This is a genomic window from Nocardiopsis sp. TRM 82005 (assembly GCF_056312425.1).
In genome coordinates this window covers 67,057-89,736 of sequence record NZ_JBWDTQ010000020.1, presented here as the reverse complement: position 1 = coordinate 89,736, position 22,680 = coordinate 67,057, and the positions used below count along the sequence as shown (strand labels likewise).

Annotated in this window: 14 protein-coding genes and 4 pseudogenes; 8 read left to right on the top strand and 10 right to left on the bottom strand. The window is 71.6% G+C overall.

The genetic code is table 11. The annotated features are described in order from the left end of the window. Positions 1 to 131: 131 nt before the first annotated feature. Positions 132 to 2,726, bottom strand: coding sequence for a glycoside hydrolase family 9 protein (locus tag AC0T5L_RS16810; protein WP_476166429.1), 2,595 nt, complete (start codon positions 2,724 to 2,726; stop codon positions 132 to 134). A gap of 268 nt (positions 2,727 to 2,994) precedes the next feature. Beyond that, positions 2,995 to 3,744, bottom strand: coding sequence for a hypothetical protein (locus AC0T5L_RS16805; protein WP_476166428.1), 750 nt, complete (start codon positions 3,742 to 3,744; stop codon positions 2,995 to 2,997). Between the two features lie 324 nt (positions 3,745 to 4,068). On the opposite strand from AC0T5L_RS16805, the pseudogene AC0T5L_RS16800 reads away from it, so the two are divergent. Beyond that, positions 4,069 to 4,877, top strand: a pseudogene (locus tag AC0T5L_RS16800) (SAM-dependent methyltransferase). Positions 4,878 to 4,967: 90 nt separating this feature from the next. On the opposite strand, the gene AC0T5L_RS16795 reads toward AC0T5L_RS16800, so the two are convergent. The 6 genes from AC0T5L_RS16795 to AC0T5L_RS16770 form a co-directional block, all read right to left on the bottom strand. Next, positions 4,968 to 6,677 (bottom strand): dihydroxyacetone kinase family protein, encoded by a 1,710-nt coding sequence (locus AC0T5L_RS16795; RefSeq protein WP_476166427.1) that lies wholly within the window; start codon positions 6,675 to 6,677, stop codon positions 4,968 to 4,970. Between the two features lie 97 nt (positions 6,678 to 6,774). Beyond that, positions 6,775 to 7,644, bottom strand: a complete 870-nt coding sequence (locus AC0T5L_RS16790; RefSeq protein ID WP_476166426.1) for a dihydrodipicolinate synthase family protein — start codon at positions 7,642 to 7,644, stop codon at positions 6,775 to 6,777. Positions 7,645 to 7,696: 52 nt separating this feature from the next. After that, positions 7,697 to 9,208, bottom strand: coding sequence for a tripartite tricarboxylate transporter permease (locus AC0T5L_RS16785; RefSeq protein WP_476166425.1), 1,512 nt, complete (start codon positions 9,206 to 9,208; stop codon positions 7,697 to 7,699). Continuing rightward, positions 9,205 to 9,708 carry a tripartite tricarboxylate transporter TctB family protein gene (locus AC0T5L_RS16780; protein WP_476166424.1) on the bottom strand — a complete coding sequence of 168 codons (504 nt, stop codon included), beginning with the start codon at positions 9,706 to 9,708 and terminating at the stop codon, positions 9,205 to 9,207. The genes AC0T5L_RS16785 and AC0T5L_RS16780 overlap by 4 nt, the downstream gene beginning before the upstream one ends. Positions 9,709 to 9,713: 5 nt before the next feature. Then, a complete protein-coding gene (locus AC0T5L_RS16775; RefSeq protein ID WP_476166423.1) occupies positions 9,714 to 10,685 on the bottom strand; it encodes a tripartite tricarboxylate transporter substrate binding protein in 972 nt (323 codons plus the stop codon). Positions 10,686 to 10,777: 92 nt separating this feature from the next. Next, positions 10,778 to 11,446, bottom strand: coding sequence for a GntR family transcriptional regulator (locus tag AC0T5L_RS16770; RefSeq protein ID WP_476166422.1), 669 nt, complete (start codon positions 11,444 to 11,446; stop codon positions 10,778 to 10,780). A 423-nt stretch (positions 11,447 to 11,869) separates the two neighbouring features. Between AC0T5L_RS16770 and AC0T5L_RS16765 the strand changes: the two genes are divergently transcribed. The 4 genes from AC0T5L_RS16765 (at position 11,870) to AC0T5L_RS16750 (ending at position 17,172) form a co-directional block, all read left to right on the top strand. Next, on the top strand, positions 11,870 to 13,198 hold the full coding sequence (locus tag AC0T5L_RS16765) for a cytochrome P450 family protein (RefSeq protein ID WP_476166421.1): 1,329 nt from the start codon (positions 11,870 to 11,872) through the stop codon (positions 13,196 to 13,198). Further along, positions 13,090 to 14,280, top strand: coding sequence for a cytochrome P450 family protein (locus AC0T5L_RS16760; protein WP_476166495.1), 1,191 nt, complete (start codon positions 13,090 to 13,092; stop codon positions 14,278 to 14,280). The genes AC0T5L_RS16765 and AC0T5L_RS16760 overlap by 109 nt, the downstream gene beginning before the upstream one ends. Positions 14,281 to 14,744: 464 nt before the next feature. Then, complete coding sequence (locus AC0T5L_RS16755) at positions 14,745 to 15,698, top strand: hypothetical protein (RefSeq protein WP_476166420.1); 954 nt, start codon at positions 14,745 to 14,747, stop codon at positions 15,696 to 15,698. Positions 15,699 to 15,969: 271 nt separating this feature from the next. After that, positions 15,970 to 17,172, top strand: a complete 1,203-nt coding sequence (locus tag AC0T5L_RS16750; RefSeq protein ID WP_476166419.1) for a hypothetical protein — start codon at positions 15,970 to 15,972, stop codon at positions 17,170 to 17,172. Positions 17,173 to 18,068: 896 nt separating this feature from the next. On the opposite strand, the pseudogene AC0T5L_RS16745 reads toward AC0T5L_RS16750, so the two are convergent. Together AC0T5L_RS16745 and AC0T5L_RS16740 are read right to left on the bottom strand one after the other, a co-directional pair. Beyond that, positions 18,069 to 18,248: pseudogene (locus AC0T5L_RS16745) on the bottom strand (transposase); the annotation flags it as partial. 170 nt (positions 18,249 to 18,418) lie between these two features. Next, positions 18,419 to 20,932, bottom strand: a complete 2,514-nt coding sequence (locus AC0T5L_RS16740) for a DUF1963 domain-containing protein (protein WP_476166418.1) — start codon at positions 20,930 to 20,932, stop codon at positions 18,419 to 18,421. A gap of 61 nt (positions 20,933 to 20,993) precedes the next feature. Here AC0T5L_RS16740 and AC0T5L_RS16735 point away from each other — a divergent pair. From AC0T5L_RS16735 to AC0T5L_RS16725, 3 genes and pseudogenes are all read left to right on the top strand, one after another. After that, positions 20,994 to 21,098 (top strand): annotated as a pseudogene (locus AC0T5L_RS16735) (IS5/IS1182 family transposase); the annotation flags it as partial. Positions 21,099 to 21,251: 153 nt separating this feature from the next. Continuing rightward, positions 21,252 to 21,951, top strand: a pseudogene (locus AC0T5L_RS16730) (hypothetical protein); the annotation flags it as partial. Between the two features lie 241 nt (positions 21,952 to 22,192). After that, positions 22,193 to 22,621, top strand: a complete 429-nt coding sequence (locus AC0T5L_RS16725; protein ID WP_476166417.1) for a replication initiator — start codon at positions 22,193 to 22,195, stop codon at positions 22,619 to 22,621. Positions 22,622 to 22,680: the final 59 nt, after the last annotated feature.

The following is a 22,680-nucleotide window of genomic DNA, read 5'->3' as shown; positions in this document are numbered from 1 at the left end:
GGCCCGGGGGCTTTCCGCTCCGCACAGGGCCCGGACGTGGCGGCGGACGGGGCCCACGCTCTCCTGTGGGACCCGTCCGCCTTCCCGGGAGGGGTACACGGGGCGGGCGCGCGTCACGCCCGCCGGCGGGATCAGCCGCAGACGGAGCCGTTGAGGGTGAACCTCTCGGGTACGGCGTTGGCCCCGGCCGGGAGCTTGCCGATGAAGCCGAACGTCACCTCCTGGCCGGGGGAGATGGTCTCGTTCCAGTCCACGTTCCGGGCGGTCACCGAGTGCCCGGACTGCGCCAGCGAGCCGCTCCAGTGGCGGTCCACGGCCTGCGCTCCGGTGAAGGACCACCCCAGTTCCCAGCCCTCCACGGGCTCCTCGCCCGTGTTGCGGACGGTCACCTGGGTGTTGAAGCGCTCATGCCACTCGCCGTTGAGCACGTAGTCGACCTCGCAGGAGGCCCCGGCGGCCACGGACGCTTCGCCCTGGTCGGCGACGAACCCGGACACCCAGGCCAGTGTGGAGTTCCAGTTGATGGTCAGTTCGTTGGTCGCCCACGAGTCGATGTGGTCGATGTAGCAGAACTGCGGTGCGCATCCGCCGAGGTTGGCCTGGGACACGGGGTCCCAGGTTCCGGTGTCGGAGTTGGGGCCGCCGGACAGGGTGCCCGCGGGCGGGTTGGGCAGGTCCGGGTCGAGTTGGTTGGCGTACCAGCGGCTGTGCTGGTTGACCGCGTCGTTCGTGCCGTACCCGGTCACGTACGACTGGTTGAGGGCGTTGCGTCCGAGGACGTAGTCCATGCCCTCCAGGACGGCGTCGCGAAAGCGCGTGTCGCCGCTGATGTCGTAGGCACTGGCGACCACCACCATGTTGTTGAGTACGAGGTTGTTGGACCCCCAGGCGAAGACACCGCCCTCGGGGTCGTAGGCCAGCCCGTACGGGTGCTCCTCGACGTTGGCCAGGTACTGCTCGGCCCCCTCGGTGACGGAGGCGCGGACCTCGTCGCGGCCGTCCAGGGAGTTGGGCACGGTGGCCAGCTGGAGGCGTCCCAGCGGGGCGGTCCAGCGCCAGTCGAACCCGGACGCGGTGAACACGTCGTCGGTGTGCAGCTCGGACGAGGTCACGGCCTCCTCGTAGGCGTCGTCCCCGGTGGCCAGGTACAGCTCCGCGGCCGCCCAGTAGAACTCGTCGGCCAGGTCGTCGTCGCCGTAGGGCCCGCCGCCCTCGCCGCCCTCGGCCGCGTAGCGCTCGGGGTTGGCCCCGGCCGCGTCCCAGGCGGTCTCTGCCGCGTCCAGGCAGTCGGCGGCGAAGTCGGCGTCGTGGGGCGCGAACACGCGGGAGCACTGTGCGGCGGTCGCGGCCAGGTTCAGCGTGGCGGCCGTCGACGGCGGGTGCAGGTAGCGGGGCTGGGGGTCGTCGGCGGGCATCAGGGGCAGACCGGTCCAGCGCTCGTCGTGGACCTTGTGATGCGCCATCCCCGCGAGCTCCTCACCCTCGGGGACCCGCATGGACAGCAGGAACTCCATCTGCCAGCGGGCCTCGTCCAGGACGTCCGGCACGCCGTTGTCCCGCTCGGGGACGGACAGCGTGGAGTCGGCGATCCGGTCGGGGTCCCCGGTCGGCGCGGTGTGCGTGCGCTCGTAGACGCTCATCAGCTGGTGGACGGAGATGCCTCCGTTGACCACGTACTTGCCGTGGTCGCCCGCGTCGTACCAGCCGCCGGACACGTCGAGCGTGTAGTCGCACGGGGAGGAGGGGTGGCAGGTGACCTCGGTGTCGCCCTGGTTGGGCTCGACGTCGACGTGCCCGGCCTCGCGACCGTACCCGGGGGCGAGCTCGTCGAGGATCTCGGTGCCGCTGCGCTGGGTGTAGTAGAACTCCAGGGCGTCCGTGGCCAGCGCGGCGTAGGGATCGGCGCCGATGCCGAAGGGGTGGCTGGTCTCCCCGTCGGCGGTCAGCGTGTAGCCCTCACCCGGCTCGGTGACCTCACCGAAGTCGACGGTGTGCACGTTCTGGCCGGAGGTCTCGTCCAGGCCGTACGGGACGGTGAGGCCCTCTGCCACGACCGCGCCGCCGGCCCCGGCCAGCTCCCAGGGCAGGGCCTCCTCGGCGTCGGTGACCACGGTGGCGTTCTTGGGCCCCTGCGGGAGGTAGCCGACCTGGTTGACCCGCACGCGGGGGCCGGTCTCGGGCTCGTACACCGGGGGTTCGGCGCCGCCGAGCAGGGAGACGTCGTCCAGGCAGAACGTCCAGTCCTCGTCGGCTCCGCCGATCTGGAAGGCGAGCTGCGCGTCGGCCATGTCGGCCGACGCGGTGAAGACGTACTCGTAGCCGGTCGCCGTCTCGGTGAGCACGGGCCGTTCGTCCAGCTCGGTGCGCCAGGGGTCGACGGGTTCCTGGACCAGGGAGCGGACGGGGCGGCCGTCGGCGCCGGAGGCGGTGAACGAGAGGGTGTAGGACTCCCCGGCCACGAGGGGGACGTCGTCCTGACCGATGATCTGGTCCCATGGATCGCTCGTGCCGCCGGGGACGTCCACGCACAGGGCCTCGTCGTCGTTGACGGCGAGGCCGATTCCCGGCGACGCCCACCAGCCGGTGGTGCCGTCGCCGAAGTCGCCGTTGTTGATCTGTTCGACGGGTTCGTCGTCGGCCTGGGCGGGAGAGGCCGTGAGAAGACTCGCGCCGAGTGCGGCCGCGGCGCCGAGCGCCGTCGCAGTGTTCCTTCGTGCCGGGCTCAAGGGGGTCCTTCCGCTGGGGGGAAGCGGACAGAAACGCTGGGAGCGCTCCCAATAGTATGATCATTGTTGTGTCAACCGTCACAACTGTCAATGGGGGCAGACGAAGCGCCCCGTGTGCCAGGGATGAACGGGCACACGGGGCGCGGGGTGGTCATGCGACGGACGGAAGCAGGGGGAACGGTGTCCGCCGGGGACGGCGGGGCTGGCGGGGACGGTATCCGTCGGGAACCGGTCCGGCGACCCGCGGGCTCCGGGCCCCGGGCCGGGATCAGTCCGGGAGCAGGCCCCGGTTGATGACCTCCTCGACCACGGCGCGGCGCACCTCGTCGTCGTCGCCCGCGTGCCCCTGGTGTTCGGTGGCGGCGCGCAGCTCTGCGCGGACCGTCTCGATCACGGCGTCGCTGCGCATGACCTCCGCGAGCGGGGCCGCCTCGACGGACTCCCTCCAGCGGCGCAGTGCGTCCAGGCGTCCGTTCTCGACGGCCTCACGGGTGATGTGGAACAGGGCGTCGATGTTGCGGTGGTAGGCGTCCGGGTCCGTGAGGTCGGCGCTGATCACCTCCACCGGCCGGTTGCCGTCACCGTCGGGGCGCAGGTGGTAGATGCGCCAGAGGCGGCCGTTGGTGAGGATCACCCACTCGGCGCCCTCGCTGGCGGCCAGGCGCCGGGCCATCTGGATGTTGCGCTGGTCGAGATCCTGGCCGATCCGCCGTACCTCCACGGGGGCGAACAGCTTGCCGTCCAGCATGATCGCGTAGTCGATCGAGTCACCGCTGGTCCGGTACTCGGTGGTCATGTCCTGGTACTTGCTGAAGTTCAGCCCGACGCTACAGAAGTCAGCGACGAGCATGCGGGTGTCGCCGTCGTTGGCGTCGCGTTCGATGAGATCGTTCAGCGGGCCGGTGAGGCGGTCGACCGCCGCGGTGACACGGCCGTGGACCGCGGTATCCCAGCTCAGAGTGGTGCTGGTGAACTCACCGGTCCTGGTCAAGACCTGGGTCTCTTCAGCGTCTTCCATGAACGTCCGTTCCCGTGTGTGTCGAAAGCCCCGTCACACGGCTTTCTCCGGGACCGGGGAGCACGCGGACAGGGGAAGAGAATCCGGCCCCGATGGTACAGCTCACGCGGGCTCCGGACATCTTCAGGCCACCTCCACGGGCGGCCGCTGACCCGGTGCACGCGCGCGTGAACACCGGAACCGTGTGGGAGGCGGCCGCGGAACGGCCCCGGAGCGGTCGGCGGGCCGGTTCCGGCCACATACGGGTGTCAAGAGCAGCAGGCCCCTGGTAGCGGGGTTTCCCGCCAGTAGGGTCCTCGCGAGCGACAGGAACGGACGGGGCGAGTGGGTACTGACAGCACTGATGTGAGCGGGTCGGACATCGACACGAGCGTGCCGCACTCAGCCCGTGTCTGGAACTACTGGCTGGGCGGTAAGGACAACTATCCGGTCGACCGGGAGGTGGGCGCCCAGTTCCGCGAGGTGTTCCCCGGCGTCGCGCAGCTGGCCAGGGCGTCGCGCGCCTTCCTCACACGCACGGTGACCTACCTGGCCGGGGAGGCCGGGGTCCGGCAGTTCCTGGACATCGGCACCGGCCTGCCGACGGAGAACAACACCCATGAGGTGGCACAGGCCGTAGCACCCGACGCCAGGATCGTCTACGTCGACAACGACCCCCTGGTGCTCACGCACGCGCGGGCTCTGCTGACCAGCACCCCGAGGGCAGGACCGAGTACATACACGCCGACCTGTACGACCCCGAGCGCATCATCAGCGAGGCGAGCAGGATCCTGGACCTCTCCCAGCCGGTCGCCCTGATGCTCATGGGGGTCCTGGGCCACGTGGAGGACCACGACGAGGTGCGCTCGATCGTGCGGCGGCTGATGGAGGCGCTGCCCTCGGGCAGCTATCTGACCATCAACGACGGCACCAATGTGCACAGCGAGGCCAACGTCCAGGCTCAGGACGAGTACAACCAGAGCGGCGCCGTCCCCTACGTTCCGCGCAGCCCCGAGATGATCGGTTCCTTCTTCGGGGACCTGGAGCTCGTCGAACCCGGCCTGGTGTCGGCCACCCGGTGGCACCGCGACGAGCGCGACTTCGGTTCCGCCCCGGAGGTGGACGGCTACGGCGCGGTCGGCCGTAAACCCTGACCGCCGCACACGGCGCCGGCCTGTTCTGAGGGGCGGCCGCGGGTGAGGGGCGCGGTCCCGTGGCGCACCCGTGCCACGGGACCGCACCGCTCAGGTGAGCAGGCCGTCCAACTCCTCCAGGAAACGCAGCAGGGCCACTGAGCCCGGATCCCGTTCCCCGGCACCGCGCTCGCCCACCCAGGCGGCACGGCCTTTCGCCGACGTCAGGTCGCTGGTCTCGTCGACGGCGCGCGCGGCGGCGTCGACGGCGTCGCGCGACACACGCCCCGGATCCCTGGACCCGGCCAGGGCCGCCTCGACCGCAACGAGCACGTCGACGAACGTCTTGTCACCCGGCCGGGCCCCGCCTCGCTCCCGCACGCGCCGACACACGGCCCTGGTCACCCGCGCGGCGTCGCCCGCGGAGATCTCCGGCAGGTCCTCGGCGTCGGCGGCGGCCGCGATCAGACCGGTACCCACCAGCGCGGCGAAGGTGGAGGGGTTGGCCGAGGCGAACGCGGTCCCGGCCTCGCGGAGCACGTCCGCGTGGTGGGCGTCCTCGGGCAGGTCCAGCAGTGCCGCGCGCACCGCCTCGGCACCGGAGGAGACGGTGACGCCCAGGTCCCCGTCCCCGAGTCTGGAATCCAGGTCCCGCAGCTCATCGGCGTGCGCGGGCATGCGCTCCATGACTCCCGCGAGGAGCGACCGCAGGGCACTGGGCGTTCCCGTGGTCCGGACGGCGGGCGCCGCACGGACCACGGGGCGCGCACCCGTGTCCGCGCCGGCGCCCCCTCGCGTCTCCGGAGCCTCCGTGCTCCCCTGCGCGAAGAACGGCGACGCGGCCGGGGCGTCGATCAGCTCGGCGAGCCCGTCGTCGAGCAGCAGCACGGACACCGAGGCTCCGGCCATCTCCATACTGGTGGCGAACTCGCCGACGTAGCGCCGGTGGATGGTGATCCCGCGCTCCTCCAGGACCCGGTGCACCCTGCGGTAGACCAGGTACAGCTCCTCCAGGGGCGTGGCGCCCAGGCCGTTGACCAGGACCGCGACCCTGTCCCCGGCTGCGGGCTCCAGCTCGCCCAGGATCTCGTCCAGGAAGCGGTCGGTGATCTCGTCGGCGGTCTCCAGGCCGCCGCGGTGGCTGCCGGGCTCACCGTGGATACCGATCCCCACCTCCATCTCGCCCTCGCCCAGCGTGAACGTCGGCGTGCCCGTGGTGGGCAGGATGGTCGGTGACAGCCCCACGCCCATCGTCCGCGTGGCGTCGACGGTGCGCTGGGCGACCGAGCGAACGTCCCCCAGGCCGTCGCCCCTCTCCGCGGCGGCCCCCGCGGTCTTGTAGGCGAAGAACAGCCCGGCCACGCCCCGGCGGGTCTCCTCCCTGCCCCGGGGCGCGGAGAGCACGTCGTCGGTGCCCAGGACGGTCTCGGTCATGATGCCCTCAGCGGCGACGACGTCCGCCGCGAGGTCGAAGTTGTAGACGTCGCCGCCGTAGTTGCCGTACAGGTACAGCACCCCGGCGCCGCCGTCGCTGGCCCGTGTGGCCGCCGCGACCTGTTCCGCCGACGGGGACGAGAAGACGTTGCCCACCGCCACACCCGTGGCGAGGCCCTGTCCGACGTATCCGAGGAACAGGGGCATGTGGCCCGATCCGCCCCCGGTGACGATCCCGACGCGGCCGCGGACGGGCGCGTCCGCGCGCACCAGCGCCCGCCGGTCCGCGTCCGCCGCCCTCAGCCGGTCCGGGTGCGCCAGCAGCAGCGCCTCCGTCACCTCGTCGACGAAGTCCTCAGGACGGTTGATGATCTTCTTCGGTGTCACGTGTACTCACTCGTCTCTCGGTCGTTGGGAGGGCGGGTGCTCTGCTGTACCGGGCCGGGGCCGGGGCCGGGGCCGTGCCGGGGACTCGCGCCGGGACTCAGGCCAGGGCCCGCGCGGTCTCCCTGAGTACGTCGAGGTCCTCGTCGCTCACGATCCCCTCGCACACGCGGGCGGGGCCGGCGGACAGCCCCTGGACCTCCAGGCCGGCCTTGAGGTGGGGGATGCTGCCCCCCTTGACGGCGGCCACCGCCTGCTCCACGAGCGGCCTCGCCGCCGCGGCGCCCTTCCGGTCCTCGGCGCGCAGGGCGTCGCGCAGGGTGACGAACGGCTTGGGGAAGACGGAGGAGACACCGGAGACCACGCCCCTGCCCCCGGAGCGGACGAGCTCCTCGAATGCGACGTCGTTGCCGGACAGGACGGAGAAGCCCTCGGGCGCGGCCTCCAGGTAGGACCGGACGGAGTCGTCGCTCTCCCCGCTGAGCTTGACGCCGCGCACGCCCACCTCCGCCAGGCGCCGCAGCACCGTCGGGGGCGCGGGGGTCGTGGACCGGACACGGAACAGGTAGGCGTGGACCTCGGCGCCCCCGGCCGCGGCCACGATCCGCTCGTAGTAGCGCAGCAGAGCGTGCTCGGGCGCGGGCAGGAAGAAGGGTGTGACGGCCGCCAGGCGGCGTGCACCGGAGTCGACCGCCGCGCGGGTGAGGCGCTCGGCCTGCCTGGGGGCGGCCGCCCCCACATGCGCGTACACGCCGTCCGGGCCGAACACCTCCAGCGCGATTCGCACGACCCGCAGGCGCTCGTCGTCGTCCAGGGCGGTGAACTCGCCGGTGGTCCCGGCGGCGAACACCCCGTCCACCCCCCGGTCGCGTACCGCGGTGAACAGGCTCCGGGCGGCTCCGGTGTCGAGCTCCTCGTCCGCGGCGAACGGGGTGGGCAGGGCGGTGATCACCTGTGCGTGTGCGGACATGGGTGGGTTCTCCTTCGGGAAGAGGGTGTGCGGCGGGGATCGGGCGCCGGGGTCAGGCGGTCGGGGCGGCGGTGTCCTGTTCCTCGCGCGGATGGCGGCGGCGCCAGGCCGAGCGCAGTGGCGGAACGATGAGGGCCGCGGCGCTGACCGCGAGCAGGGACATGGCGATCGGACTGGTGGCGATGGTGCCGACGCCGCCGATCTCCAGGGCCCGGCGCAGGTTGCCCTCGGCGAGGGATCCCAGGATCAGGCCGAGGACGACCGGGCCCGGGGGGACGCCGAAGCGGCGCAGGAACAGGCCGACGAGCCCGAACACGAGCATGACGACCACGTCGAAGACGCTGTTGTTGACGGCGTAGGTGCCGACCATGCAGAACACGAGGATGACGGCCCACAGGAAGTGCTGGGGCAGCTCCAGGAGCTTGGCCACGCCCCGCATCCGCAGGACGCTCGCCACCAGCGCGAGCACCGTCGCGATCAGCATGATCCCGGCGATGCTGTACACCAGGTCGGGTTGGTTGGCGAACAGGGACGGCCCGGGCTGGATGCCCCAGACGACCATCGAGCCGATCATCACCGCCATCACCGAGTCACCGGGCAGGCCCAGCGCCAGCGTGGTGGTGACCGAGCCGCCGAGAGTGGCGTTGGAGGAGGTGTCGGCCGCGGTGAGGCCCTCCAGGGAACCCCCGCCGAACTCCTTCGGCCGCTTGGACGCGCGCCGTGCCTGGTCCCAACCGAGGATCCCCGCGATGTCGCCGCCGGTCGCGGGGACCACGCCGACGGCACCGCCCACACCGCTGCCGATGGCCAGCGGCTTGAGCATGGAGCGCCAGTCGGAGCGGTTGGGGAACCACCTTCCGAACTCGGTGATCGGCTTGGCGGCGGCGCCCGGGCGGTGGGTGAGGATCTGGTTCATGACCTCGGCGACGCCGAAGAGCCCGATGATGGCCGCGATGAACGGGATGCCGTCCGACAGCTCCGGGAAACCGAAGGTGAAGCGCGGGGTTCCGGTGATGGGGTCGCGTCCCACCGTCGCCAGCAGCAGGCCGAGCACGCCCGCGACGAGACCCTTGAGGATCTTTCCCCCGGACACGCCGATCATCATCGTCAGGCCGAACACCACCAGAGCGAACATCTCGGCCGGCCCGAAGTTGAGCGCCAGGCGGGACAGCGGGATGGCGGCGACCATCAACAGGACGACGCCGACCACCGTGCCCCAGGCCGAGGCGAAGGCGGACGAGGTCAGGGCCAGCCCGGCCCGGCCCTGGCGCGCCATCGCGTAGCCGTCGAAGGTGGTGGCGATGGAGGCGGGCGTCCCCGGGGTGTTGACGAGGATCGCGGGGACACGGTCGCCGAAGTTGGCCGCGACGTAGATCGTCAGCAGTACCGCCAGGCCCGGCAGCGGGTCCAGTGAGAGGGTGAAGCCGCTGGCCAGGGCGACCGACATGGTCGCGGTGACGCCGGGGAAGGCGCCGACCAGCATGCCCAGCAGGGCCCCGGCGAGGATGCACAGCAGTACGGTGGGGTCCAGCAGCGCGCTGAAGCCTTCGAGAAGCGGGTTCATAGTGGCACCCTCAACAAGACGCCGAACAGCAGGTACAGGACGGCGGTGACGACGGTCGGGAAGGCGATGAGCGCCTTCCAGCCGCGCCCTCCGCCGAGATAGGCCAGCGCGGCGACCAGGATCACCGTGGACGCCCGGAAGTCGACGAAGTACCAGAGCACCCCGTAGCCCGCGATGGCCGCCAGCATGGAGACCAGGCGCAGCGTCCCCGAGCGGGTGGAGGGCTCCGGCGCCTCATGGTCCGCGCCACGGGGGCGCAGCACTGAGACGGCGCCGTGGACGAGGGCCAGCCCGACGAGTGCCAGGGCGAGGACCTCGGGCCACCAGCGCGGGCTGAACTGTGTGAGCCGGACCCCCTCGGGGATCTGGAGGACCAGTGCGAACGCGCCGAGGCCGAGGGCGGCACCGGCCGCGGCCGGGACCAGTTCGCGTGTGCGGAACCCGGGGCGCGCCGCCCCCTCCACAGGCGGCGCGCCCGGTCCGGTCCGGTGGTCGGACACGGCGATCAGTCCTCGTCCCCGAGCAGCTGCTCGAAGCGGGCGTCCTCGGACTCGACGAACTCGCCGAACTCCTCGGACGGGACGTTGACGGGGATGTTGCCGGAGTCGGCGATGATCGTGCGGAACTCCTCGGAGCTCGCGGCGGCCGTGAACGCCTCCTCCAGCTGGTCCAGCACATCCTCGGGGACGCCCGCCGGAGCGCCGATACCGCCCCAGCCGCCGATCACCACGTCGACGCCCTGCTCACCGGCCGTCTCCACGCCGGGCAGCGTCTCCGAGGGCTCGGAGTCGAAGACGGCGAGGACGCGGAGCTGCTCGTCCGCGTGCGCGGGCGCCGTCTCGGAGATGCCCGCCACGACCGCGTCCACCTGGTCGCCGATGGCGGCGGTGACGGCGGGCGCGCCGCCGTCGAACGGGACGGGGCGGAACTCGGCGCCGGTGGCCTCGCCCAGCTCGCGGGTGGCGGCCTCCCAGATCGAGCCCGCGCCGGAGTTGGAGACCGTGACGGAGTCGGGGTCGTCCTCCGCGGCCTCCACCAGGTCGTCGAGTGTCTCGTAGGGGCTGTCCTGGGGGACGGCGATGGTCGCGGGGACCGAGACCATCTGTCCGACGAGGTCGTAGTCGGCCGGGTCCACGTCGTAGCCCTGATGGCCGAGCATCACCGTCTCGACGGGCAGGTATCCGATGCTGTACCCGTCGGCCGCACGGCTGGCGAGGTCCTCCAGTCCGACGGATCCGGCGCCACCGCTGCGGTTCTCCACGACGATGCTCTGCCCGAGGGAGTCCTCCATCTCGGCGGCCAGGGTGCGCGCCGCCAGGTCGGAGGCGCCGCCGGCGTCATAGGGCACCACGAGCGTGATGTCCTCGCTGGGGTAGTCGGCCGTGTCCTCGTTGACACCGCCCCTGTCCGCGCAGCCCGCGGTGAGCGCTGTGACGGTGAGCGCGGCCGCCGTCAGGCGGAATGTGGTGGAACGCATGGTGCTCTCCGGATTTCTTCGGTGGGTCGGCTCCGTGTGTCTTCGGTTGCGGGACGTGAGCCGAGGGGATGACGGGGCGGGGCCCCGGCGGTTCAGTCGGTTCCGGGACGCGTGTAGGGCGTGCGGAGCCTGAGCCGTGCGTTGTCCAGGTGTTCGCGCAGCTCCGCGAACACGGACTCGGGTTCGCCGGACTCGACCAGCCCGGCCAGGACCTCGTGCGCGGTGACGGAGGGGCCGAGGTCCTCGTAGCGCTCGTTGGAGGCCAGCAGGAGTACCTCGATGGTCGGCCGGTACTGCGCCCACACGTCGGCGAGGCGCCGGTGCCCGGCGGTTTCGTAGAAAACCGAGTGGAAGCGCACGTCGGCGGCGGTGAAGGCGTCGGGGTCGTGGGCCTCGCTGGCCTCGCGCATCTGCCGCAGGGGCCCCTGGAGCCCGGTGCTGAGCCCGGCGCGGTCGTGACTGAGGCTGATCTCCAGCGCCAGTCGCTCCAGTGATCCGCGCAGGGAGAACAGCTCGTCGATGTCGTCCCCGTTCAGCCCCACGACCGTGGCGCTGCGGCGGTTGGTGTCGATGAGCCCTTCCGAGGCCAGGAGCTTGAGCGCGTCGCGGACCGGTCCCCGGCTCAGGCCGAACCGCTCGGCCAGGTGGCCCTCCACGAGCGACGTTCCGGGTGCGTAGCGCCCCGTGATGATCAGGCGCCGGAGTTCGCTGGCGACCTTGTCGCCCAGTGCCTGCTGCTTGATGGGCAGGATCTCCGACATGGCTTCCTTTCGGTTAACTGTTAACGGTTAACCACATTGGATCACAGTGTGACGTGTGTCAATGCCTGGTGAAGGAGAGACATGTGGCCGCTTTGTCCCATTTCAGGAGTTTCCTCGGTGTCCCAGGGGTTCCAGGGCGAGCGCCGGTCCGAAAGATTTACCTTCGGCGGCCTCCGGCGGGGCCGCCAGCCGTCTCCCGCAGTTGCCGGAGGGTGACGTACGGGAGTCATCCGGGTTTCGGGACGGGTGGCGCGGTCTCGATAGGCGGGACGTTCCCACGGATTCACAGCGTCGGCGGCCGTGGGGGGGCGGCGGGGTGGTGGGGATGGTGTGACTGCGGGAAAGCCTGGGCTAGAAGGGATGTAAGGGGCACATCGGTATTACACTGGCGCGGCTCATGAACCCCCTGTAGACGGGAATCCGGTGGCTCCTCGCTGTCCACATGCCGAACTGCACTCGCCCGACTTCCACGCAGACCTTCACTCCGCCAACAAGCGGATGGTCGAGGAACACGGCACGGTCTTCCCCGCGGAGATCTCACCCGGAGTCAAGGCCTGGGTCGTCGCCGACTACGCGCTGATCACCGCCTGGTGCAGGGACACCCGCACCTTCCGGCGCGACTCCCGGCTCTGGCGCGACTGGTCGGAGGGGCGCGTCCCCGACGACGCTCCGGTCGCCGCGATGATGGCCTACCGGCCCAACCTTCTCTACGCCGACGGTGACGACCACGCCCGCCTCAAGCGCTCGGTGGTGGACTCCCTGGGCCGCGTGCCCGAGAGCCGTGTCGGTGACAGCACCCGCCGCCACGCCGACACCCTCATCGACGCCTTCGTCGAACGGGGGAGCGCCGACCTGGTGGCCGAGTACGCGCGCCTGCTGCCGCTGCTGGTGCTCTGCGACCTGTTCGGCTTCTCACGCGAGATCGGTGAGCGCGTCCTGGTCTCGATCTCCGACCTCTGGGACGGGGTCGACGTCGCGCGGGCCAACGGCGAGTACGAACGCGCACTGTCCGACGCGATCTCGCACAAGCACGCCGAACCCGGTGAGGACATCACCACGTGGCTGCTCCAGCACAGGGCGGGGCTGAGCGACGAGGAGCTGCTGCACCAGCTCGTCGTGACCCTCGGGGCCGGGGCCGAGCCGACCGCCAACCTCATCGCGGAGACCACGCGCGTACTGACCTCCGACCCCGAGGTGAGCCGTGCCTTCAACGGGGCCCGTGTGGGGATCGACGAGGTGATCGACCAGGTCCTGTGGCGTGAGCCGCCCATCAACAACTACCCGGTCCTGTACCCCGTGCGGGACGTCGAGGTCAGCGGCGGACGGTACATCCGCAAGGGGGAGCCCGTCCTCCTCGGCTACGCCGCCGCCCACGCGGGGATGGCCGAGGGCGGTTCCGACATCGAGCAGGTCACCCGCGCGCACCTGGCCTTCGGCGTCGGCCCGCACCGCTGCCCCGCGCACGGGTTCGCCCACGCCATCGCCCAGGCGGGGGTGAAGACCCTCACCAAGCGCCTGGCCGGGCTCCACCCGGTCGGGGAGGTCCCGCGGTGGCGCACCTCCCCGTTCGCGCGGGCACTGGCCAGCCTCCCCGTACAGTTCACCCCCGACGCACCGAAGGGAACACCCTCATGGGAACAGGCATCCCCGTCCTCCACCCCTACGACCTCCACCGGCAGACAGCCCGACTCCGCGAGCGAGGCCCCGTCGTCGAGGTTGAGATCACTGGTGGCGTGGTTGTTCGGGCGCTGACCGGACACGACGTCATCATGGAGGCGCTGGCCCACCCGGGCGTGCGCAAGGAAGCGCGGCACTGGGAGGCGTGGACGCGGGGTGAGATCCCCATGGACTGGCCGCTGATCTCCTGGGTCGCCCCGGACAACATGCTCACCGCCGACGGCGACCGTCACCGCCGCCTGCGGACCCTGGTCTCCCAGGCGTTCACCCCGTGCCGGGTCGAGGAGCTCCGTCCCCGGGTCGCCGAGATCACCGCCGAACTTCTGGACGCCGCCGAGGCCGCGGGACCGGGGCCCCTCGACCTCAAGAAGGCGCTGTCGCTACCGCTTCCCATGACGGTCATCTCCGAGCTCTTCGGTGTCGGAGCCGAGCACCGCGACACCCTGCACACCCTCATGCACAGGGTCTTCGACGCGACCACGACTCCGGAGGTGGCCGCCCAGACCAACGCCGACATGCAGGCCTTCCTGGCCGAGCTCGCCGAGCACAAGTCCCGTGAGCCGGGAGAGGACCTCACCAGCGCGCTGCTCCAGGCGCGCGCGGAGGGGGACGAGCGGCTCTCCCACACCGAGCTGGTGTGGACGCTGATCCTGATGATCGGGGCGGGCTACGAGACCACGATGAACCTCATCACCAACGCCGTGCACGCCCTGCTCACCCATCGGGACCAGTTGGACCTGCTCCTGTCCGGCGGGGCCTCGTGGGCCGACGCGGTGGAGGAGACCCTGCGCTGGGACGCCAGCATCCAGTACCTGCCACTGCGCTACACCGCCGAGGAGGTCGACCTGGCGGGCACGCGAGTGCCCAAGGGGGAGGCCCTGCTCATGGGGTTCGGCGCCGCGGGGCGCGATCCCGTGCGCCACGGCGACGACGCGCACGCCTTCGACGTCACCCGGGGCCAGCGCGGCCACCTGGCGTTCTCACACGGCCCGCACTTCTGCTTGGGAGCGGGCCTGGCGCGTCTGGAGGGCACCACCGCCCTGGAGGCGCTGTTCACGCGCTTCCCGGACCTGCGCCTGGCCGAGGACGAGAGGGTGGAGGAGGCACCGTCCATCGTCGCCAGCGGCAGGGCCTCCCTGCCGGTGGTCCTGGGCTGAGGGACGCCCGGCCCGGGGCGGCGGGCCGGGGCACCGCTTCGGTCCGGGACGCATCCTGGACGGGGTGCTGCTGGGGGCCGGGCGAACCCTGCCCCCAGCTGTCCATGGGGCGGGCCGCCGGGGCAGGGCACAGGAAGCAGGGCTTCCCAGAGCCAGGTGGGCGACCTGCGTAAACTCCAATAACCGCTGGGGTATGGCACCTTTTCGCACCTTTGTCGCGCTTGGCCGTCCCACGTTTCCCCTGGCCCTGTGCGCCCGAACATCGGACGCGAAAAAGGCATTTCTCACGGCTTGCGTTCGAAGGGGCACAGCGTGGTAGCGTCATTTCTGGTCAGGCGATGACGGCCATTTCGGGCATTATCCCGACGAGGTAGGTCCTCGACCTTCACGTCATTCCGCCCGTTTCGGCCTGGCCCCCTTCCCCCACGTACTCGCACCGCCCTATCGGTGGAAGGAAAAGCCCGATGTTCGGATCTCGCGGTCCCCACGGCGCCCCTGGCGCCGGTGCCGTGATGTCCGTGCCGGTTCGACGCGCCCTTACGCTCGCCGGACTCATCGTGGGGGCCATCGGTGCGATCTGGCTCCTCGGCACCCCCTCCGCGCAGGCCGAGTCGCTCCTCGCCGGAGGACCCGGCGAGGACGTTCCACTCGTGGAGGACACCGCCGAGCCGACGGCGGAGGCGCCCCTCAACGGGGAGCCCGAAGAAGTCGGAGCCGAAGCCGGGACCGGGGCCGAGCCCACGGCACCCGTCGGGGCGGCTGCTTCCGAGGAGGAGCCGGTCCGGCCCGCCGGGGCAACCGGGCCCACCGCACCGGTCGACGACGCCACCGGGCACCTTCGGTCCGAGGGCCGCGAGGCGGCGGACCAGTTCACCGAAGCCGTGCACGACGTCTCCGACCCGGTCGCGCCGCGCACCACGCAGAGCACCGCCGAGGTGGTCCGGGGCCTGCACCAGAGCGTGGGCGGGGCCGCCACCGAGCTCGATGCTCACATCGGCTCCCTCACCGGTACCACCGGCCCCGTCGGCCACGAGGGCCCCGGCCGCGAGTCGGCCGAGGGCCGCGAGGCGCCGGGGGACCACGGTGCCGAGGGCGTCGGTGCCGAGCCCGTGGCCTCCACGCCCGCGCAGGCGGAAGCCGAGATCCCGTTCCCGGCCTCGGATGAGGCCGTCTCCGGCGGCGCGGTCGTCGACGGAGCCCCCACCGCGGCGGACGACCCCGCGCCCGCTGTGGGCCACGGCGCCACGACCACCCCGAACACTGCCGTCACGAGCGGTGGCTCCGCCCCCGCGGCCGCGGGCTTCCTGACCGCGGTCGGTTCCGCCCTTCCGGAACCCGGCCTGACACGGGCCGCACGGCACGCCTCGCACGCGATCCCCAGCGCCGCCGAGGCCGAGCCGACCTTCGCTCCCGACTAGGGACCTGTCCTCGCTGTCGCCTCTGAGCGCGACACCCACCGGCACACGCCTTCTTCCAGACCCGGCCGAACCCTCACCTCCCGTGACTGGCCGGACGCGCTGGGGACTGTCGTGAGCCCCGCTTTCCCCGAGGACAGCGGAGTTCTCGTCAGTCGGCGGCCGGTCAAGGCCACGGACTGACATCCCCCGATCGAGCACCACATCGGCCACGGGCAACAGCGCACGCCCAGGACCGATCAGTCGGAACCACACGAGAATCCGGAAGGATCCCATGACCAACAACACCCGTATCCCGGCCCGGAACCTGTTCATCGCGGCGGGCGCCGCCGGCTTCGTCGCCCTGAGCAGCGGCTTCGCGGCCGCTGACCCGGTCGGGGACGTCACCGGCACGCTGGGCGGCGACGTCCTGGGCCAGGCGTCCGGTGCCGCCCCCCTTCCGGCCGGCGGCCTCCCCCAGGCCGGGGGCGTCGCGGACACCGCGCCGTCCACCGACGGACTCGGGCTCCCCCGCACGGACCAGGTCCAGGCCCCCGAACTCGGCCAGGCCCTGGACAACGAGGTGCTGAGCGCCGCGGATCTCCGTCAGATCCCCGAGCTGGCCTCCCTGGCCGAGATCGCCGAGATCGACGGCGTCCAGGGGATCGCTCTGAGCCACCTCGGCGGGGCCCGCGGCCAGCAGGGCCGGGTCAACCCGAGCCTCACCAAGCTGCCCTCTCCGAACGGCACCGTGCCGTCGGCCAACGGCGCCGTCGGCGGCGCCCACGGCCAGCTCAGGAGCTCCGGTGCGTCCGTCTCGCGGGTGCACGCGCCGCAGGTCGAGGCCGAGGACTACGCCGACGGTGCCCGGGGCGCCCTCCACCCGACGCGGACCTACGCCGAGAGCGTGGTCCTGCCGGCCGCCCTGGACACCGCCTCTCCCGTGACCGGTGCGGCCGCCACCGGTGACGTGTCCGGTCGGGCAGGGGTGCACCCCGGGCACGTGACCGAGCTCGCCGAGCGCACCTCCGTCCCGGCCATGTTCATCGTCCACGAGGCCCAGGGCGACGTGGAGGCGGTGACCGGCGAGCTCGGCCACGTGGCCGAGCAGGCCGTGGACGGCCTCGGCGCCGGCCTGGACGGAATCGAGAGCCTCGCCCTGATCGGTGCCGGAGACGTGGCGAACGACGTTCGGCCGACGGACCTGGAGGTCGTCGACATCGCCGACCTGCCCACCGGGACCGCGGCCGAGGAGCTGCCTGAGGCCACCGACGTGACCGGGGCGACCGACGTGGACGCCGACGCGCTGCCCGAGGCCCCTGTCGCCGGTGGGGTCGGGGACGCCGTCGGCGGTGCCGCTGACCCGGAGAACGTCACCGGCACCGTGGAAGGCGCCACCGACGGCCTGGACGAGGTCACCGGTGACCCGGCCGGCGAGACGCTCGACACCGAGGCGCTCGACACCGAGGACGCCGACCTGCTGGACGGCCTGCTCTGAAGATCCCCGTGAGGATCTCCTGAACCGGGTGCCCCACCTATCGGGGGCGGGGCACCCGTACGCCTCGGGTCGCCGGGTGATCCACGCCGGGCGTCGTGGATCTGTGGGGGAGCAAGCGGCGCGGAGACCGGGGGGACCGGCTGAGGAGGAGGTCCCCATCACCCGCGCGACCTTGGGAGCGGCCCCGGACAGGACCCGCGGACACGCGCCGCGGTGCTTCCGTCCGGGGCCGTGCATTCGTATTCGGTGCATGAATCGGTGACCGAAATCGGTGACATATAGGTAACCGAAATAAGCCTCACGCAGTGTTCGCGACCAACGGGCCGGGCGGCATGACGGAGCCGCCACGCCTCCAGGACGCGGGAAGGAGGAACTGGGGGCCGCTCCTCCGGTCGGACGCCTTCTGGTCGTGGACCGGGTGCCCGCTTCCCTCGGGGCGGCAAGCGGCGGTTCGCCTCCGACGACGACATCACCGCCATGGCGGACGGCTATCGGTCGTTGTCATGAGAAGGGGTGTCCTGAACGCGTTCGCGTCGCTTCAGGAACCAACGAGCGATGGACGGAGCCACTAACCCGCTGGAGCCACCCACCACACCTGGGACTACCCACGAAGGCCAGTCCACCAAAGCAGCCAGTGGCAACGCGATCGTGAGTATGAGGACGAAAACGACGACAGCGGTAGTGACGGCGAATCTTGCCTGGGCGCGGTGGCCGTTCCAGCCCATGCGAACTCCTACGTGGTCGGGGGGTCTGACGCCCACGGTCACAGGCAAGGTCACGCGGGTTGAACGGCTCGCGCAACTCCTGGCCCGCCATGTCGCCGAACAGGTCGACGCAGACCACGGCGCACGCATCCGCGCGAACGCGGGGTCGTGGACCGGCTGGGGGAGAGGGCGGCCGAACACCGGTGGGAACCGGACCCAGGCGCAGCCGGTGGTAGCGACGAAGATGACCGCGGCCAACACCTCGCGGTCTCCGTGTCCACGTCGCCCGCCTCCCTGAGGTCGGGTGGGTGCTTCGGGCACCACCCGCTGGAACAGCTCCCACGATCCGTCCGGTACCAGGCGCTCAGCCATCGGTACGGGGGCGGACCACCGGGAATCCGAAAGAGACGGGCCCTTATCCATCGAATCAACGGCTCAGAGCACCAGGTGCGGCCTGTACGCGGGGCCACGAGTACCGCGCTCGCGGCACCGCGCGCGGCCCACCTGTACGCAGCGGGCCGCGCGCTCAGGAGCTGAGCCGGTCAGGGGTTGGAGTACATCTGCACGACGACGCGGTCGAAGCGGCGCGCCTCGAGGTCCTGGCGGGTGATGGTCCAGTACAGGATCCCCATCGGGACCCCGATCCACTGCGCGAGCAGGACCCAGTCCTCGGGGCTGGACCCTTGCCCGCCCTCCTCCAGGGACGCCGAGGCGGGTGCCGGGTCCCCGTAGCCGTCGAAGTCCGCGGCGTAGCCACCGATCTGCCACTCGCCCCCCTCGTCGGACTGCTCGGACCAGACAGCCTGCAGCGTCTCCGTGTGAGGGTGCCGGGCGAGGGCCTCGTCATCGACAGAGCAGGAGGGCAGTCCCACGCCGGGGCTCAGCCGCAGGTCACCGATGCGCCGCAGCTTATCGTCCAGGTCCTCGGGGGAGTCGTACTCGTAGGGTTGGTAGTCGAGCGAGACCTCCCGTTCCCGGACCGGCGTTCCCGCCGGGACGTAGACGGCGCCGCCCGGCAGGAGAACGTCATCCAGCTCGATGTTCGCGAACAGGAGCACGTGGCCGTCGGGCGGGAGCGGGAGGTCGGTGGCCTCCGGCGGGATCGCCGCCAGGTCGAGCGTCACGATGAGCTGGTACTCATAGGAGCCATCGGGGTCGTCGGAGTCCCACACCGTGGCCGGGGTGGGCACGTCCGGCGGGAGCATCAGTGGACCGCCGAGCCGGCCGACGACCGGGCCGGCGCCGTCGCGCGCCGTCCGCAGCTTCGGGCGGGCCAGCCCGAGCCACCGGTCCACGTCGTCCGCCGGAACTCCCCTGTCGAGCGCCTGCTCCCGGAACCGGTCCAGCCACCACAGCGTCGACGCCGGCAGGACTCTCACCGCCGGGTGCAGCACCCCCGCACCGAACTCCCAGCCGGGCTCCGGCCCCACCACTCCCGGCTCACCCAGCCCTGCGAGCCACTCCGCGGCGGACGAGCGGATCCCCGCGTCGGCGTCCGACAGCGCGGCCGTCGCGGCTGCCCGGGCACCCGGGTGGTCGCCGAGCACCCGCCGGGCCGGCAGGCGGTGGCGGTTCGCGCCGAGCGCGAGCGAGGTCAGGCGCGGGACCAGGGCCTCAGGGGCGGCAGGGAACCGTTCGAGGATCGTCAGGATCATCGTCGTCGTGTCGACGGCGGACTGGTACGGGTGCCGCTTTCCGTCACCGCCGTCGAGGTACTCGTCCGCGAGGTCGAGGCGCTCAGCGAACAGGGGCCACCAGCGCTCGGCGTTCTCAGATGTCAGGAAGGCGCCGATCTTTCGGTGGGTCTGGGTCGTGCGGGTGACCAGGAGCGCGGCGGTCCGCCGGTCCGCGTCGGACATCCCGGCGGCGCGGAACGCGTCTCGCAGGGCCCGGACGTCGGGCATCAGCGCCAGCCGCGCCTCGACGCTGTTCCAGGAGCGGTCTCCGTCGGACCTGCCGGCCCCCAGCGCCCGCAGTTTCTCCGCGAGGTCCGCGTCCTGGGGCGCGGCGACGGGTGGCAGGGGGACGACGGCCTCCGCCGCTCTCAGCACCCGCACGCGGAAGACGGCCCGGCGTAGCAGCTGATCGCGTTCCGGGTCCTCCGACCCGGTGCCGCCGTCGGCCAGGGCCTCCTCGATCGCCACGACGCCGCCGCCGAGGTCGGCCAGGCGAGCCAGGGCATCCGGCAGGCGGTCCGGTGACGCGGTCCGCAGGTGCTGTCGCAGCAGGTCGACCTGTCGGGGCCCGTCGAGCCGGGACAGCGTGGCCAGCGCCTCCGCGCGAGCGCCCGCGTCGGCGTCGACCGCCAGCTCGGCGGCGAGTCCGGCGTGCGCTTCCGGTCCGCGCGCGCACAGGCGCGCCACATACCTCCGAACGTGGTCCTTGAGCCCGGTGGCGACGTCCGCGAACTCGTCGGCATACCGGGCGAGGAACGCGACGCCCGCGTCGCTCTCCAGGAATCGGTGCCGGCGATACGCCCAATGGCGGGAGTCCGCGAGCAGCGCCGACAGAGTGGCGTGCACGGGAGTCCGGCCGGGGGCGTCGCCGGCTCGGGCGACCTCGACGAGGGTGCGGGGGCCCCACCGCCGCTGGACGTTCTCGGCACCGACCCCGTCCGCGGCGCCGTACACACGGGTCACGTCGTCGGCCAGCGCGAGGAGCCACGACGGCTCCCCGGAGCCCGGGGTCCTGCCGGCGGCGGCGTGCAGCACCTGCCCGAACCGAGCGAGCACGTCGGCCTGCGCGACCTGGTAGACCGTGAGCCGTGCGGCCTCGGCATCCCGTGGCGACCAGCCGGGATGCAGGTCGGCGACGGCCGTCACCCGCTTGGCCGACCAGGTGACTTCCGGCCTGGCGACCATGTCGGCGCCGGCCTGCCGCTCACGCAACGTCGCCAGGGCCTCGGGCCCGGTACCGCGCAGTACGTGCTCGACCACCGGCTCGAAGACCTCCGACATCCGCAACGGTGTGAGGCAGTCCCGCACCGCAGCCGCCACCCGGAGCGAGCTGTCCGTGCCACCGCCCAGATCGGCCATCTCTGCTTCGGATTCGTACATGTCGGCAGTTTAGAAAAAGGGGCTGACATTCGAGTTCGTCACTGCGACCTGTTCGAGGCCGGCCGGACGCCGCCGCCTGCACCACCGGTACGAACACAAGGCCGACCACTTCCTCGCCTTCACCCGTATCGCCTGCACACTGATCCGCTACCGCCGACTCATCAAAGGAGGTGAACTCGTAGTCGCGTGTACGCGGGACTTCCCCCACCTCGTGTGCGTTCTCCTGGTTTCTGAGCGTGTCCAGCGTGATCCCCACGTATGAGGGGTGAGGGGTCACGCTCCAAGTCTGCGCGGACATGCTCGATCTGCTCCTCGGTAACCGGTACCGGTGATCTCGGGTCTGGCGGAGTCCTACCAGGAACGCCGCTACCTGCCCCGTATCCGCCGGGTCTCCCGTAACGCCTGGGCTGACTACGTCCGTGTGTCCCTCGCCGCCGGTACCTCCCCGGCCGTCTTCGAGCACCGCGTGGCCGAGCTGGCGCACGGCTTCGCCGCACCCTCCTGCCGCGTGGTCGTCAACGGACCCCGTGACATCACGTTGAGTTCCCCCGCCGTGACACCTTGGCCGAACCCCTCGATGCGGGAGCGGGCTGAACGCTATGCGGGTAAACAGCGCTCCCACGTGCCCACGACCGATGACCCGTTCGTGGTCGTGCTCTTGGACGAGGTGGCGTTCCTGACCGCCTACCACACAGGGCCGCTCGGTCGGCTTCGCTGTGCTGGCGGCGTTGCAGGATCCGCGCAAGGAGGTCATGAACCTGCGCAATCTGTTCCCGGACAAGGTGGCCCTGAGGTTGGACGAAGCCTCCCAGGTGGACATGGTCCTCGGCGAGGGTGCCCGGGAGCGGGGTGCTGAGGCCCACCTGATCGACCCCACCCTTCCCGGGGTGGCCTACGTCCGTCTGGAGGGCTCACCGGCCCCGACACGGGTCCGTGCGGCGTACGTGTCCGATGACGACATCACCGCCATGGCCGATGACTATGGGGCGGTCTTGTCGTCGGATGGCGAGGTGGGCTGATGTCCGAGGTAAGCGCGCCTATCTTGCCGGTACTCCCGGACCGCTTTGAGGAAGAGGTACGTCCAGGGGAGCAGCAGCATCGCCAGAAGGAGGGGTGTATCCCCCTCGAGTAGCAGGCGCGTAAGTACCAAGTTGGTTGCGGCTGCGAGGGGCAGGCCGATCACAACGAGCGGCCATATCGATGGGGGCTGGCGGTGCATGCGGTGGGGGTCTCCCGCTCTGTGGTTGTGGGGGTGGGCTGATGCCGACGCCTACCGGTAAGCCGACACGGGCCGAACGGCTCGCGCAACCGCTGGCGCGTGAGGTGGCCGTCGACCACGGGGTGTGCATCCGGCCGGTGTCCCTTCGACGTATGGACATCGCGACCGGTGCCAGTGAGGTGATCGACGTCCCGTGCGGCTCCACGCTGGAATCGCGGTGTCCGGCCTGCGCCAAGTGCAAGCGGTCGCTGCGGCGGATCCAGTGCGAAGAGGGTTGGCACCTGGCTGAGGAACCCGTGGTGGAACCCAACCCGCCCACCGAACAGCAACGGGCCTGGGTGGAACGGCGGGCCGTGGTGACCGCCGAACGGAACCACCTCGCCGCCACGGGGCGGCTGATCCTGCACAGTTCGCGGCTCTGGATGCGGCGATCGCGGACCGGCTGGGGGAGAGGGTGGCCGAGGAGCTGAGGGCGAACCGGGCCGAGGAGGACGGCGACGGTCCGCCGCCCGCGGGTGCCCGCCACTGA